The organism is Kitasatospora sp. NPDC043950, assembly GCF_056435345.1.
In genome coordinates this window covers 45,184-59,807 of record NZ_JBWKER010000038.1, presented here as the reverse complement: position 1 = coordinate 59,807, position 14,624 = coordinate 45,184, and the positions used below count along the sequence as shown (strand labels likewise).

Here is a 14,624-nt window from a genome sequence, read left to right as displayed (position 1 = left end):
CGAGGTCAGGACCGACGAGAACTCCGGTGCCGTGACCGTACGGGGGTGCGCGCACAGCACCGGTGGAAACCCTGTCGCCCGCCGGGTGAGCGGCGGCGCCAGGACGGGGGAGCTGTACGGGATCGGCCGGGTGGGGAACGCGGCCGACTCCGGCAACACCCTCACGCTGCGGGGGATCCTCCCCGTCCGCGTCGAGGGCAAGGACGCTCCGGCGGGGAACCGGGGCGTCGGCGGGAACGGCCTGCGGACGGTCGGCTCGGGGGAGTCGGCCGGCCGCGAGGCCGCCGGTGCGACGCTGCTGCAGCTGAACCCGGCGGCGGCCCGCACCACCGAGGCGGGACGGGCGGACGCGCAGGGGGAGCACCCGGCCGTCGCGGAGGACCACATCACGGAGTTCACCGCGTACGTGCGCGAGCGCCGCGCCTCCCTGTACGCCACGGCGTACCACCTCACCGGTGACCGCTACGAGGCCGAGGACCTGCTGCAGAGCGCGCTCTTCAGCACCTACCGGGCCTGGGGCCGGATCACCGACAAGGCCGCGGTCGGCGGGTACCTCCGCCGCACCATGACCAACCTGCACATCTCCGCCTGGCGGCGCCGCAAGGTCAACGAGTACCCGACCGAGGAGCTGCCGGAGACGGCCGGCGACACCGACGCGATGGGCGGCACCGAGCTGCGCACCGTGCTCTGGCAGGCGCTGGCGAAGCTTCCGGAGAACCAGCGCACCATGCTGGTGCTGCGGTACTACGAGGGCAAGACCGACCCGGAGATCGCCGACGTGCTGGGGATCAGCGTCGGCACGGTCAAGAGCAGCATCTGGCGGGCGCTGCGCCGGCTGCGCGAGGACGAGCACCTGAACAAGTCGGGCGACACCGTCCGGGCGTTCGGCGAGCTGGTCGCCTGACGCGGACGCGGGTGACGCGAAGGAGTGGAACTCCCGTCGGGGGACGGGTAGCGGACGGTCGCGGTGCGTGGACGCCGGCTCGGGGGAGCGGTGAACACGGGGAGCCCGACGGCCGTTCGGGGAAGGCGACGGGCCCGGTGCGGGGGAGACGCACCGGGCCCGTCGTTCTTCGTGTCTTCGTTCCGCGTCGAGCCCTCGTCCGGAGACGGCCCGCCCGAACGGAGCACGGCCCGCCCCAACGGAGGGCGGCTCAGACGGAGGACAGCTCCCGCCGCCCGGCCGCGGCGCGGATCCGGCGCTCGGCCTCGGCCCCGGCGCACGGGTGGGAGCCCAGGGTGACCTGCCGCCCGACGATGGAGCGCTCGGCGCGCATCAGCCGCCAGCCGCGGCGCAGCAGCACCGGCAGCGACTTGCGGCCCTCCCGGACGTCCCGGCGCAGTCGGCGCCAGGCCGTGGTGAGCGCGCCGTTGCGCAGGCACAGGGCATCGCCGAGCAGGCCCTCGGCGGCGCACTCGGCGGTGATCTCGGCGGCGAAGATGCCCTCGGCGATGAACGCGGGGGCGCCGTCCAGGTCCAGGGCGCGGGTGGCGATCCGGCCGTTGTCCGGGATCGAGTACACCGGGACGTCGGCACGGCCGGTCGCGTACAGGCTGCGGATCGCGGCGACCGCCTGGTCGCGGTGCCAGGCGAGCGGGGAGTCCCAGTCGACCGCGCCGTCGGGCAGCAGCGGCAGGGTGGGGTCGTCCCCGTCCTTGTAGAAGTCGTCCAGTTGCAGGACCGGCAGCCCGCTGCGCTCGGCGAGCGAGGACTTCCCGGAGCCGGAGGGGCCGGACAGCAGGACGACCCGGGCGTGGGTCATCGGCACAGGATTCAGCGGGTCGTCACTCACGGGACACCAGTCTGACGCATCCGGGCCCGATGCCGAAACCCGTCGGATCACACCTTCTGAGAGCTCCGGGGATCGGCGAGCCGGAGGACGGCGTCGAAACGGCACGGAAAGGCGACGGACCCGCGCCAGGGGGGGAGAGGCGCGGGTCCGTCCAATGACCGTCCGGGCCCTGGGGGGGAGAGGGCACTGGGGACGGCCAGTCTGTGGAGTTGTTACTCGGTGGTCGACGGGGCGGTCAGATCCCCATCGGGTGCCAGACCGTCTTCGTCTCCAGGAACGAGAGTAGCCGGTCGGTACCGGGCGCATTGGTCCAGTCCTGGGCGAACGGGTCCAGCTCCGGACGGACCACCCTCTTCAGGGTATCCGCGGCGGCCGCTTCCAGCGCCTGCGCCGCGCCGGGGCCGTCGGCGGCGATCGCGCCGGTGAGGTCCACCGCGTTGACGTCCTGGTGCGAGGCCAGGGTGGGCGCGATGTCGGCGGTCTTGCCCGAGATGATGTTGACCACGCCGCCGGGGACGTCCGAGGTGGCGAGCACCTCGCCCAGCGACAGGGCCGGCAGCGGGGCGTCCGCGGCGGCCGCGACCACGACCGTGTTGCCGGTGGCGATCGCCGGGGCGATCACCGAGACCAGGCCGAGCAGCGAGTGCCCGTACCCGGCCTGCGGGGCGACGATCCCGACCACGCCGGTCGGCTCCGGGGTGGAGAGGTTGAAGAAGGGGCCGGCGACCGGGTTGGCGCCGCCCGCGATCTGGGCGACCTTGTCCGTCCAGCCCGCGTACCAGATCCAGCGGTCGATCGCGGCGTCCACCAGCGCGGCGGCCTTCTTCGGGCCGATGCCCTCGGCGGCGGAGACCTCGGCGGCGAACTGCTCGCGGCGGCCCTGCAGCATCTCGGCCACCCGGTACAGCACCTGGCCGCGGTTGTACGCGGTGGTGCCGGCCCAGCCCTTGACCGCCGCGCGGGCGGCCAGGACGGCGTCGCGGGCGTCCTTGCGGGTGCCCAGCGGAGCGTTGGCGAGCCACTGGCCCTTGGCGTCCGTCACCTCGTACACCCGCCCGCTCTCGGAGCGCGGGAACTTCCCGCCGACGTACAGCTTGTAGGTCTTGAAGACGTCAAGACGCGTCGCGACATCAGACATCGAGGTAGGCCTCCAGACCGTGGCGGCCACCCTCGCGGCCGTGGCCCGACTCCTTGTAGCCGCCGAACGGCGAGGTCGGGTCGAACTTGTTGAAGGTGTTGGCCCAGACCACGCCGGCCTTGAGCCGGCTCGCCGTCCACAGGATGCGCGAGCCCTTCTCCGTCCAGATGCCGGCGGAGAGGCCGTACGGGGTGTTGTTGGCCTTCGCGACCGCCTCGTCGGGGGTGCGGAAGGTCAGCACCGACAGGACCGGGCCGAAGATCTCCTCCTGGGCGATCCGGTGGGCCTGGCTGACGCCGGTGAACAGGGTCGGCTTGAACCAGAAGCCGGTGCCCGGGAGTTCGCACTCGGGCGACCAGCGGTCCGCGCCCTCGGCCTCGCCGGCGTCGGTCAGCTCGGTGATCCGGGCCAGCTGGGCGGCCGAGTTGATGGCGCCGATGTCGGTGTTCTTGTCCAGCGGGTCGCCGACCCGCAGGGTGGACATCCGGCGCTTCAGGGCGTCCAGCAGCTCGTCCTGGATCGACTCCTGGACCAGCAGGCGCGAGCCCGCGCAGCAGACGTGGCCCTGGTTGAAGAAGATGCCGTTGACGATGCCCTCGACCGCCTGGTCGATCGGCGCGTCGTCGAAGACGATGTTCGCGGCCTTGCCGCCCAGCTCCAGCGACAGCTTCTTGCGGCTGCCGGCCAGCTGCCTGGCGATCGCCTTGCCGACCGGGGTGGAGCCGGTGAAGGCGACCTTGTTGACGTCCGGGTGCGCGGTGAGCGCGGCGCCGGTGCGGCCGTCGCCGGTGACGATGTTGACGACGCCCTTCGGCAGACCGGCCTGGCGGCAGATCTCGGCGAAGCGCAGGGCCGTCAGCGGGGTGGTCTCGGCCGGCTTGAGGACGACGGTGTTGCCGGTCGCCAGGGCGGGCGCGATCTTCCACGCCAGCATCATCAGCGGGAAGTTCCACGGGATGACCTGGCCGGCCACGCCCAGCGGGCGCGGGTTCGGGCCGAAGCCCGCGTAGTCCAGCTTGTCCGCCCAGCCGGCGTAGTAGAAGAACCACGCGGCGACGGTCGGGATGTCGAAGTCGCGGGTCTCGCGGATCGGCTTGCCGTTGTCGATCGACTCCAGCACGGCCAGCTCGCGGCTGCGCTCCTGGATGATCCGGGCGATCCGGAACAGGTACTTGCCGCGCTCGCTGCCCGGCAGCGCCGACCAGTCGGCGAAGGCCTTGCGGGCGGCGGCGACCGCGCGGTCCACGTCCTCGTCGGTGCCCTGGGCGAACTCGGCGAGCACCTGCTCGGTGGCCGGGTTGACCGTCTTCAGGGCCTCGCTGCCGGAGGAGTCGACGAACTCGCCGCCGATGAAGTGGCCGTAGGAGGTGGCGATGTCGCCCGCGGCGGCGGGGGACTCGGGGGCCGGGGCGTAGGCGAAGAGGCCGGAGGCCTTCACGGGCTCCTCGATGTTCTTCTTCTTGGCCATGGTGATCAGTCCACCGTCACGTAGTCGGGGCCGGAGTAACGTCCGGTGGTGAGCTTCTGGCGCTGCATCAGCAGGTCGTTGAGCAGGCTGGAGGCGCCGAAGCGGAACCAGTGCGGGCTCAGCCAGTCGTCGCCGAGGGTCTCGTTGACCATCACCAGGTACTTCATGGCGTCCTTGGTGGTCTTGATCCCACCGGCGGGCTTCACGCCGACCTGGACGCCGGTCTGCGCCTTGAAGTCGCGGACCGCCTCCAGCATCAGCAGGGTGACCGGCGGGGTCGCGTTGACGGCGACCTTGCCGGTGGAGGTCTTGATGAAGTCGGCGCCGGCCAGCATCGCCAGCCAGGAGACGCGGCGCACGTTGTCGTACGTCTGCAGCTCGCCGGTCTCGAAGATCACCTTGAGGTGGGCGCTGGTGCCGTCCGGGCGCTTGCACGCCTCCTTGACGGCGACGATCTCGTTGAAGACGTCGTAGTAGCGGCCGGAGAGGAAGGCTCCCCGGTCGATCACCATGTCGATCTCGTCGGCGCCCGCGGCGACCGCGTCGGCGGTGTCGGCGAGCTTCACCGGGAGGGCGGCGCGGCCGGCCGGGAAGGCGGTGGCCACCGAGGCGACCTGGATGTCGGTGCCCCGCAGGGCGTCCTTCGCGGTGGCGACCATGTCCGGGTAGACGCAGATGGCGGCGACGCGGGGGGTGGTCGGGTCGGTCGGGTCGGGGGTCCTGCCCTTGGCGCACAGGGCGCGCACCTTGCCGACCGTGTCCGCGCCTTCCAGCGTGGTCAGGTCGATCATCGAGATCGCCAGGTCGATGGCGTAGGCCTTCGCCGTGGTCTTGATCGAGCGGGTACCGAGGGTGGCGGCACGCGCCTCGAGGCCGACCTGGTCGACGCCGGGCAGGCCGTGCAGGAAGCGGCGGAGCGAGGCCTCGGACGCCGCAACGTCCTGAAGGCCGCTGCCCGCAACGCCGAGGGCATTGGCTGCAACAGTGGACATAGTCACCAGAGCAGCATATCTACGCGCGTAGTCGACCGCTAGGGGGCCTGCCTTTCGTGGCCGGACCGAGACCTCGGAGAAGGCGGAGGGGTGGCAGGGAGCGTGTACGGCCGGGCCGCGCGGCGACCGGCGACCGGGTGGTCCGGGGGCGGCATTCGATGCCGGACCGAGACCTCTCGGTGGGGGGCATGGGGCAGAATCGACGGCATGACCGATTCCGACGGCAAGCCCCGACAGGGTTCCGCCGCCCCCGACGGGGATCCCGCGTACGCGGACCGCGTGTACCGCTCTGTCCCCGGTGTGATCTCCGGAGTGCTGCTGCTGGCCGTCGCCGGCTGGTTGATCGGCGACGCGGTGCTGAACGGGACGGGGAAGACGCCGTACGTCTCGCTCGCGGCGGTACCGGTGTTCGCCTTCCCGGTGATCGCCTACACGCTGCGCCCGGCGGTGCTGGCGGACCGCAGCCGGCTGCTGGTGCGCAACCCGTGGCGGACCATCACCGCGCCGTGGGCCTCGGTGGACGCGCTGCGCGCGGGGTACTCGGTCGAGCTGCTGGCCGGGGGCAAGAAGTACCAGGTGTGGGCGGTGCCGGTGTCACTGCGGCAGCGCAAGCGGGCGACCCGGGCCCAGCAGCGCGGCGGCGCCGAGCACGCCTCCCGGATGGGGATGGTGTTCGGCCGCCAGGCCAACCCGGTGGTGCAGGGCTCGCCCGACCCGACCCGCGCCTGGTCCGACCAGGTGACCAACGTGCTCCAGGAGATGGCCGAGCGCAACGCCCGCCGCCCCGACGCGGCCGGCCCGGTCGAGGTGGCGTGGTGCTGGTGGGTGATCGCGCCGACGCTGGCCGGCCTGGCCGCGCTGATCACGGTGATCGCGGTCTGAGCCGAAGCACGCGAGGGGCCCGCCGGTACGCGACCGGCGGGCCCCTTCTCGTACGGGCGGGCGTCAGACGGCGATGCCCGCGGCCTCGGCCAGGTCGCGCTTGACGGCTTCGAGCAGCTCGGCGGCCCGCTCGCGGGTGGCGGCGAGGTCGGCGGCGGTGGCGACCGGGAGGACGACCTCCAGGTAGCACTTGAGCTTGGGCTCGGTGCCGGACGGGCGGACCACGATGCGGGCCGAGCGGACGGCCTCGCCGGCCAGGTAGTAGCGCAGGCCGTCGGTGGGCGGCAGCTCGGCGGAGCCGGCCGACAGGTCGTCCGCGCGGGTGACCCGGAGGCCGGCCAGGACGGTCGGCGGCTGCTCGCGCAGCCGGCGCATGGCGTCGGCGATCAGCGAGAGGTCCTGCACGCGGACGGACAGCTGGTCGGTGGCGTGCAGGCCGTGCTCCAGCGCCAGGTCGTCCAGCAGGTCGGTCAGGGTGCGGCCGGAGGTCTTGAGGGTGGCGGCCAGTTCGGCGACCAGCAGGGCGGCGGTGATGCCGTCCTTGTCCCGGACGCCCTGCGGGTCGACGCAGTAGCCGAGCGCCTCCTCGTAGCCGTAGCGCAGGCCCTCGGCGCGGGAGAGCCACTTGAAGCCGGTCAGCGTCTCGGCGTAGCCCAGGCCGGCGGCCTCGGCGATCCGGCCCAGCAGGGTGGCGGAGACGATGGTGGTGGCGAAGACGCCCTCGGCCTTCTTGGCGACCAGGGCCGCGCCGAGCAGCGCGCCGACCTCGTCGCCGCGCAGCATCCGCCAGCCGGAGGTGCCGTTGCCGCTGCCGGCCGCGTTGGCGAGGGCCGGGATGGCCACCGCGCAGCGGTCGGCGTCCGGGTCGTTGGCGATCACGATGTCGGGGCCGACCGAGGCGGCGGTGCGGAAGGCGAGGTCCATCGCCCCCGGCTCCTCCGGATTGGGGAAGGCCACGGTCGGGAAGTCCGGGTCGGGCTCGGCCTGCTCGGCGACGACGGTGGGCGCCGGGAAGCCGGCCCGGCGGAAGGCGGCGACCAGGGTGTCGCGGCCGACGCCGTGCATCGGGGTGTAGACGACGTCGAGGTTGCGCGGGCTGTGCTCGTCGACGATCGAGACGGCCCGGGCCAGGTAGGCCTCGATGACGTCCTCGCCGAGCACCTTCCAGCCGTCCTCGGCGCGCGGGACGTCGTGGAGCGAGCCGATGGCGTCGATCTCGGCGGCGATCCCGGCGTCGGCCGGCGGGACGATCTGCGAGCCGTCGCCCAGGTAGACCTTGTAGCCGTTGTCCTGCGGCGGGTTGTGGCTGGCGGTCACGGTGACGCCGGCGGCCGCGCCCAGGTGGCGGACGGCGAAGGCGAGCACCGGGGTCGGCAGCGGGCGCGGCAGCAGCGCGGCGCGCAGGCCGGCGCCGACCACCACGGCGGCGGTGTCCCGGGCGAAGTCGTAGGACTTGTGGCGGGCGTCGTAGCCGATCACGACCAGGTCGCCCAGGTTCTGCTGCTTGACGTAGGCGACCAGGCCGGCGGCGGCCCGGATCACCACGGCGCGGTTCATCCGCATCGGGCCCGCGCCCAGTTCGCCGCGCAGGCCGGCGGTGCCGAACTGGAGCCGGTCGGCGAAGCGCTCGGCGAGGTCCGACCAGGCGAGCTTGCCGTCCGTCTCGGCCGCCGGGTCCTCGGCCCGGGCGAGCAGGGCCGTCAGCTCCTCGCGGGTCTGCGGGTCGGGGTCCTCGGCCAGCCAGGTTCGGGCCCGGGCGAGGAGGTCGGTGGTGGTTGCCTGCGTCATGGCTGCCTGCTCCATCGGGAAGTGCGTCGGTTGGTCGGCCGGAGGGTTCCGCAAAGAAGGGGGGTGCACATGCGGACGGGGCCCGCGGGGCGTGATCAACGGATCACGGCCGCCCGAGGGCCCCGTCGCTCATGATTGTGCGCCTAGGCCTGTCAGATCCGCTCAAGGACCTTCGCGAGCAGCTCGCCCATGCGCTCGGCGGAGGCCTTGCCGGCCTCCAGCACCTCGGCGTGGTTGAGCGGCTCGCCGGTGATGCCGGCGGCCAGGTTGGTGACCAGCGAGATGCCGAGCACCTCGGAGCCGGCCTCGCGGGCGGCGATGGCCTCCAGGGTGGTGGACATGCCGACCAGCTCGCCGCCGATCACCCGGGCCATGTTGACCTCGGCCGGGGTCTCGTAGTGCGGGCCGCGGAACTGGACGTAGACGGCCTCGTCCAGGCTCGGGTCCACCTCGCGGCAGAGCGCGCGCAGGCGCTTGGAGTACAGGTCGGTGAGGTCGACGAAGTTGGCGCCGACGATCGGGGAGTCCGCGGTCAGGTTGATGTGGTCGCTGATCAGGACCGGCTGGCCGGGGACCCAGCCCTCGCGCAGACCGCCGCAGCCGTTGGTCAGCACGATGATGCCGCAGCCGGCCGCGGCGGCGGTGCGCACGCCGTGGACGACGGTGGCCACGCCGTGGCCCTCGTAGTAGTGGTTGCGGCCGAGGAAGATCAGGGCGCGCTTGTCGCCGATCTTCACCGAGCGGATCGTGCCGGCGTGGCCGGCGACGGCGGGGGCGGGGAAGCCCGGGAGCTCGGTGACCGGGAACTCGGCCACGGTCTCGCCCAGGGCGTCGGCGGCCGGCACCCAGCCGGAGCCCATCACCAGGGCGACGTCGTGCCGCTCGGCACCGGTCAGCTCGCGCAGGCGCTCGGCGGCGGCCTGGGCGGCGGCGTAGGGGTCGGCGGAGACGACCGACTGAGGAGATGCGTTCACGGCTCCGAGGATAGACGGGTTTCGACTACGCGCGTAGAAAATCCGGCGCGGCATGCCGGATCGTTACCCGGTTGACCCGAAAGCACAGCTCGGTGGCGTCTTTCGGGTGACGCCGCTCGTCGGTACGTACAAATCGGTGCGAGGCCGGTGCGAGGCCGGTGCGAGGTCGAACCGCAGTCGGCCCGCGGGCGGTGCGGGCCGGGAGCCGGGCCCGGGTTCAGAGCCGCTTCGCGCTGCGCAGCCCCTTCGCGTACAGGCCGTTGTCGTCCAGTCGCGCGGTGCCGCCCTTGTCGCCGAAGGTCGGGCCGTCCGCCTCCTCCCGGCTGGAGATGTACCGGGGGTGGCCGTCGGTGTCCAGGCCCAGGTAGATGCCGGTGTGGTCGAGCCGGGCGCCGGTGCGGGCGTCGATCTCGAAGAACACCAGGTCGCCGGGCTGGAGCGGGTCGATCGAGGCCGGTCGCAGGGTGGTGTCGGAGCCCGGCGCGGTGGTCAGCGGCAGCACCGGGACGCCCGGGCCGACCCTGGCCAGGCCGTTGGCGCTGCGCGGCAGGCCGGGGCCGGCCACGTCCTTGGAGAGCAGCGGGTAACCGGAGCGGTAGCCGTAGACCATCCGGACGTACCCGGAGCAGTCGAAGGCGCCGTACCGCGTCCTGTCCGGCTGCTTGGCCACCTTGTCGGCGAACGTGTACGGAACGCCGAGGTAGTCGAGGAAGTCGGTCTGCTCCAGCCGCAGGTCGTTGCCCACCGAACCGTTCGGGTTGAGCGGGCCGAAGGAGGCGTCGCCCTTGAACCGCACGCCCTTGGCGTCCTTCTCCGGCGCCGCGCCGGCCAGGTACTGGGTGGCCACCGCCAGCACGTCGTCCGCGGTGGAGCCGAGCGACTGCTGGAACCAGGTGCGGAACCAGCCCTCCTGCTCGGCGCCCGGTCGCCACGGCTGCGGCATCAGCCGGACCCAGGTGTCGGTCACCACGGTGGCCGTGGTGGTGCCCGGTTCGGCGAAGGTGCGGCTCGGGCCGGCCAGGACGGCGGTGCGGGCGCTGTCGGTCAGGGTGGCGACCACGCCGCCGCGGGCGTCCCGGACCACCGTGCGGTCGGGTCCGCCCAGCCGCTCGTAGCGGTACTCGGCGGCGGTGCCCCGGGCGGGGCCGGGCGCGGCGGTGGTGGTGATCAGGGGTGCGCCGCCGCCCGGGTCCGACGGCCGGTCGTGGTCGCGGTCGCGCAGCTGGACGGTGAGGTAGCCGCTGGCGGCCAGCAGGGCCACGGCGAGGCCGCCGCTGAGCAGGGACTTGCGGGTGACGGGCATCGGGGTCTTCCTGGGGGTTCCTGCGGGATTCCGGGCGAGGGTTCCTGAACGGGGGATCAGGTGCCGGGCAGGGCGCCGAGCAGGACGCCGGCGGTGAGCACCACGTAGTTGGCGAGCGTCACCGTGCTGGTGGCCATCAGGGTGGCCGCCCGGGGCTGGCGGACCAGCTGGTAGGCGATCAGGCCGGGGACGATGAACCCGAGCGTCTGGTTGGCGTACAGGGTGGGCAGTTCGCGCTGGAGGACCAGCATCACGGTGGCCTGCAGCAGCACGCCGATCAGCACCACGGCGGCGAACAGCCGCTTGCCGTACAGGATCACCAGCTTCTGGACCACCCGGGTGGCGAGGTAGGTCAGCACCGTCACGCCGATCACGATGGCCACCCGCTGGAGGTCCTCGACCAGGGTGAGGGCCAGCCAGCCGGGGGTGATCATGCCGCCGGGGGAGAGGTTGGTGGTCAGGTAGCAGACGAGCGAGAAGACCAGGCCGAGCGCGATGCCGATGGCGGCGATCTCGGGGGTGAGCTCGGTGGGGATCACTGCTGGTCTCCGTGGTGGGGGGTGTGGTGGTGGGGCTCGAACCAGGAGTCGGGGAGCGGTTCGGGGCGGTGGACGGGCCGGTACGCGGAGTCGTACACCGGCTCGGGGTAGAGCGGTTCGGGCTCGTGGTACGGGAGTTCGGGGGCGTCGGGCGCGTCCGGGGCCTCGTCGGGGGCGAGCCGGGCCAGCTCCTCCAGGAACAGTTCGCCCTGGCCGTGGATGTTGCCGACGGCCACCAGCGAGGAGTCCGGCCCGAGTTCGGCCAGCAGTTCGGCGGTGAGCCGGGCCGGGTCGCGCTTGTCGCCGCCGAGGTCGACCACCCGGCCGGACCACCCGGCCGGGATGCCGTCCCGGGCGCTCCTGGTGGGGTGGCCGATCAGGAACACGGCGTCCGGGTCGAGGTCGGGCACGATCTGGCCCATCTGGCCGTTGCGCTCCACCCGGTCCGGGCGGCAGTTGATCACCACGTTGAGCGGGCGGTGGATCGCGCCCAGGCCCTCCAGCTGGCGGACGTTCATCAGCGTGGACTCGGGGTCGTTGGCGGCGAAGACGTTGGCGAAGCGCAGCCGCTTGCCGTCCTCGGTGCGGTAGCGCTCGACCGACAGCACGCCCGGGTCCGGCGGGGCCGCCCACATGCCCCGTAGCGCGGTCCGCCGCTCCACGCCGAGGAGTTCGGCGACGGCCAGGGCGATCGCCACGTTCTCCTTGAAGGTGAACCAGCTGAACCCGCGCAGCTCCTCGTCGGTGACCGACTCCGGGTCCACCACGATCAGCTCGCAGTCGCGCCGGGCCGCCTCCGCGCGCAGGATGTGCGCGCGCTCCCGCTCGGCGGTGACGCACACCCCACCGACCGGCATCGAGCGGGACAGCGAGCGGGCGACGTCGTCCAGGGTCGGGCCCATCTCGGCGAGGTGGTCCTCGCGGACGTTGCACAGCACGCCGATGGTGGAGCGGATCAGCTTGGTCTGGTTGACCTCCTGGAGCGCCGGCATGACGGCCATGCACTCGATCACCAGGGCGTCCGGCCGGTAGGTGGCGGCGCGGCGGACGATGCCGATCTGCTCGACCACGTTGGCGATGCCGAACTTGCGGTAGACCGGCTCCTCGGTGGCGTCCGGGTGGATGAACCGGGCCGCCGTGCCGGTGGTCTTGGCGACCGTCACCAGCCCGCCGCCGCGCAGCGCGCCCGCGCAGAGCCGGGTGATCGAGCTCTTGCCGCGGATGCCGTTGACCAGCACCCGGGTCGGGATCTGTTCCAGCGCGGCGAAGTGCCGGCGCTGCTCGACGATGCCGGCCACCAGCAGCACGGCGCAGCACACCAGCAGCACGACGTAGAGGAAGAGCACGGGAGGTCCTTCGGGCGGGGCTCAGCGGGCGTGCGCGGGCACGGGGACGGACTCGGGGGCGGCGGTGCGGCGGGGGCGGGCCGGCTCCTGACGGACGAGTTCCTGGCGGATCAGCTCCAGGCTCCGGGCGACGGCGCCGACCTCGTCGTGGTGGACGGGGTAGAGGACCGTCCGGCGGTCCCCGGCGGCCAGCGCCTCGGCGCTCGCCGCGAGCCGGCGCAGCGGCAGGCCGACCGCGATGAACAGCCAGCCGAGGCAGAGCGCGGCCGCGGCCAGGCCGAGCATGCCGGCCAGTACGGTCCGCCGGTCGGCCCGGTTCTCGTCCAGGTGCAGCCACGCCACCGGGTGGGCGGTGACCACCGACCAGCCCAGCTTGGCCACGCTGCCGTTGCCGCCGAGCGGGGCGGCGGCGAACAGCGCCGGGTCGCCGCCGCCGCGCAGCACCTCGGCGGCGGCCGACTTCTTCGCCTGGGCCAGCAGGGCCCTGGCACGGCCCTCGGGCAGCTCGCCGAAGGAGCTGTAGCCCTCGTTGGCGGCGAGCACCCGCTGCCGTTCGTCGACCAGCCAGACCCGGCCGAGGCCGGGGCGGACCAGCAGCCCGCTGAGGAAGTCCGTCTTGAACTCGCCGATCAGCACGGGCCCCGGCGGCTCGGCGGCGCCCTCCGCCTCCGCGTCGGCGGGGGCGGCGGTGAGGGCCGCGCGGGCGGCGATCCTGGGCTCCCGGCCGGAACTGTTGAGCAGCAGCACGCCGCTCGCGCCGAGGGCCTGCGGGCCGGTGCGGTGCGGGGTGTCGCCGGCGTGCGCGAGGACCTCGCCGTTCGCGCCGAGGACGTACAGCGCGCGGTAGCGGTCGTGCTCGGCGAGGGTGGCGCGCAGCAGGGCGTCGGCCTTGCCGACGGAGGCGCCGGCGAGTTCGGGGGCGAGCGAACGCAGGTCCGCGTAACCCTCGTTGAGCGCCTGGCGGATCCGGTCGGCGGCGGTGTCGGTGCGGTCGCGCTGGCCCGCCACCACCTGGGTGGGGACCCGTACGGTCGGGTCGTTGCCGCCCAGGAACAGCAGCGGGCCGGACCAGCCGAGCACCAGGACGGCGCACAGCGCCAGCGGCAGCGCGGTGCCGGGGCGGCGCTTCGGCGCGGCGGGGGCCGGCGGGCGGGCCGGGTCGAGGAGTTGCAGCCGCAGCTCCTCCAGGGCGCGGGCGATCCGGCCGGCCTCCCCCCGTTTCGGGCCGCGGACCGGCAGGTCGAGCCGTTCGCCGCGGGTGAGCCGGCGGGACTCCAGGAACAGCCGCAGCAGCGGCCGCTGGAGGCTGCGGCTGAGGTACCACGCGAGCAGCAGGGCCAGGGCGAGCAGCGCGCCGGCGGCGGCCAGGCCGAGCGCGGGGTGGCGCAGGCTGCCGGGCTTGCCGTCGACGGTGCTGGTGGAGACCACGGTCAGGCCGAGCGGGGCGGCCGGGTCGTGCCCGCCCGCGGTGCCGACGGCGGCGTAGCCGGCGACCCGGCGCACGCCCTTGGCGTCCGGGCTGCCGGACAGGCTGCCGGCGGCCGTCCCGCCGGGCGCCGGGCGTTCGCGGGCGGCGCGCTCCCGGGCACCGGTGACCACGGCGCGGTCGGCCTCGGCGCCGAGTTCGGCGCCGGTGCTGTCCAGGACGGCGCCGGCGGCGTCGAGGACCTGGATGGTCTGTTCCTTGCGGGTCGCGATGCCGGGCAGCCGCAGGTTGTCGGAGGCGACCAGCAGGGCGCGGCCGTCGGCCTTGGTGGCGACCAGGGCGAAGGTGAGCAGCCGGGTGCCGGCGGCGGAGGGCACCAGGACGGGCGCGGGCGCGGTGTCGGTGACCCGGCTGAGGTCGAGGCCGGCCAGCGGCACGGTCTCGCCGCGGGCGGCGAGCAGCCGGCCGGTGTCGGGGCGGACCACCACCGTGCCGCGCCACTTGTGGTACGCCTGGCCGAGTGCGGACAGCACCGCGGTCGGCTCGGCGGGCGCGGCGTCGTAGCGGGCGGCGGCCCGGCGCAGGTCGGTGGCGCTCTCGTGCAGCCCGGCGCGCAGCGAGGCCGCGGTGTCCTCGGCGGCGTACTGGTGGGACTCCCGGACGGCCTGCGGGGTGTCGTCGACGCGCAGCCCGCCGACGGCGAGCGCGGTGATGGCGGCGACGGCGAGCAGCAGCACCAGCAGCAGCGCGATGGGCGGGCGGATGCCTCCCAGCAGCGGCATGTCGGCCCGGCGGCGATAGCGGTGCTGTCGCGGCGGGTTGGGTGCCGTGCTCACGGGGCCTCGTTCTTCTCGGGGCTCGGCGCACCTGTCCCCGGGAGGTCCGCCGGCCTTCTCGTCGGTCAAGCGCTGATCAAGAGTCGGTCAAGCCGGAACAGCGTACGAAGGAGATTTCGAAAAGTTGTCACGTTCCGGT

Annotated in this window: 12 protein-coding genes; 2 read left to right on the top strand and 10 right to left on the bottom strand. The window is 73.7% G+C overall.

The annotated features are described in order from the left end of the window. Positions 1-241: 241 nt before the first annotated feature. Complete coding sequence (locus AC07BF_RS24750; protein WP_107453068.1) at positions 242-904, top strand: SigE family RNA polymerase sigma factor; 663 nt, start codon at positions 242-244, stop codon at positions 902-904. A gap of 250 nt (positions 905-1,154) precedes the next feature. Here the strand turns inward: AC07BF_RS24750 and AC07BF_RS24745 are convergent, their stop codons facing one another. From AC07BF_RS24745 to deoC, 4 genes are all read right to left on the bottom strand, one after another. Then, complete coding sequence (locus AC07BF_RS24745) at positions 1,155-1,763, bottom strand: ATP-binding protein (RefSeq protein ID WP_363580258.1); 609 nt, start codon at positions 1,761-1,763, stop codon at positions 1,155-1,157. Between the two features lie 265 nt (positions 1,764-2,028). Next, a complete protein-coding gene (locus AC07BF_RS24740) occupies positions 2,029-2,931 on the bottom strand; it encodes an aldehyde dehydrogenase family protein (RefSeq protein WP_363624611.1) in 903 nt (300 codons plus the stop codon). Then, the gene (locus tag AC07BF_RS24735; protein ID WP_363580262.1) at positions 2,924-4,399 is read right to left on the bottom strand and encodes an aldehyde dehydrogenase family protein; all 1,476 of its coding nucleotides are present in this window, start codon (positions 4,397-4,399) and stop codon (positions 2,924-2,926) included. The genes AC07BF_RS24740 and AC07BF_RS24735 overlap by 8 nt, the downstream gene beginning before the upstream one ends. A gap of 5 nt (positions 4,400-4,404) precedes the next feature. Continuing rightward, positions 4,405-5,391: a deoxyribose-phosphate aldolase gene (gene deoC, locus AC07BF_RS24730; RefSeq protein ID WP_350877291.1), complete on the bottom strand. Its 987-nt coding sequence runs from the start codon at positions 5,389-5,391 to the stop codon at positions 4,405-4,407. A 207-nt stretch (positions 5,392-5,598) separates the two neighbouring features. Here deoC and AC07BF_RS24725 point away from each other — a divergent pair, with 207 nt between their 5' ends. Next, a complete protein-coding gene (locus AC07BF_RS24725) occupies positions 5,599-6,273 on the top strand; it encodes a PH domain-containing protein (RefSeq protein ID WP_363580266.1) in 675 nt (224 codons plus the stop codon). 63 nt (positions 6,274-6,336) lie between these two features. Here the strand turns inward: AC07BF_RS24725 and AC07BF_RS24720 are convergent, their stop codons facing one another. The 6 genes from AC07BF_RS24720 to AC07BF_RS24695 all read right to left on the bottom strand — a co-directional run bounded on the left by AC07BF_RS24720 (position 6,337) and on the right by AC07BF_RS24695 (position 14,485). Further along, positions 6,337-8,061 carry a phospho-sugar mutase gene (locus AC07BF_RS24720; protein WP_478333927.1) on the bottom strand — a complete coding sequence of 575 codons (1,725 nt, stop codon included), beginning with the start codon at positions 8,059-8,061 and terminating at the stop codon, positions 6,337-6,339. Between the two features lie 152 nt (positions 8,062-8,213). Then, positions 8,214-9,035 (bottom strand): purine-nucleoside phosphorylase, encoded by an 822-nt coding sequence (locus tag AC07BF_RS24715; RefSeq protein ID WP_350877297.1) that lies wholly within the window; start codon positions 9,033-9,035, stop codon positions 8,214-8,216. Positions 9,036-9,252: 217 nt separating this feature from the next. Beyond that, a complete protein-coding gene (locus AC07BF_RS24710; protein ID WP_478333926.1) occupies positions 9,253-10,338 on the bottom strand; it encodes an NlpC/P60 family protein in 1,086 nt (361 codons plus the stop codon). Between the two features lie 56 nt (positions 10,339-10,394). After that, positions 10,395-10,877, bottom strand: coding sequence for a poly-gamma-glutamate biosynthesis protein PgsC/CapC (locus AC07BF_RS24705; protein WP_063349074.1), 483 nt, complete (start codon positions 10,875-10,877; stop codon positions 10,395-10,397). After that, a complete protein-coding gene (gene pgsB, locus AC07BF_RS24700) occupies positions 10,874-12,223 on the bottom strand; it encodes a poly-gamma-glutamate synthase PgsB (protein ID WP_363630738.1) in 1,350 nt (449 codons plus the stop codon). Before pgsB ends, AC07BF_RS24705 begins: the two co-directional genes overlap by 4 nt. A 21-nt stretch (positions 12,224-12,244) precedes the next feature. Then, positions 12,245-14,485: a cache domain-containing protein gene (locus tag AC07BF_RS24695; RefSeq protein ID WP_363630740.1), complete on the bottom strand. Its 2,241-nt coding sequence runs from the start codon at positions 14,483-14,485 to the stop codon at positions 12,245-12,247. Positions 14,486-14,624: the final 139 nt, after the last annotated feature.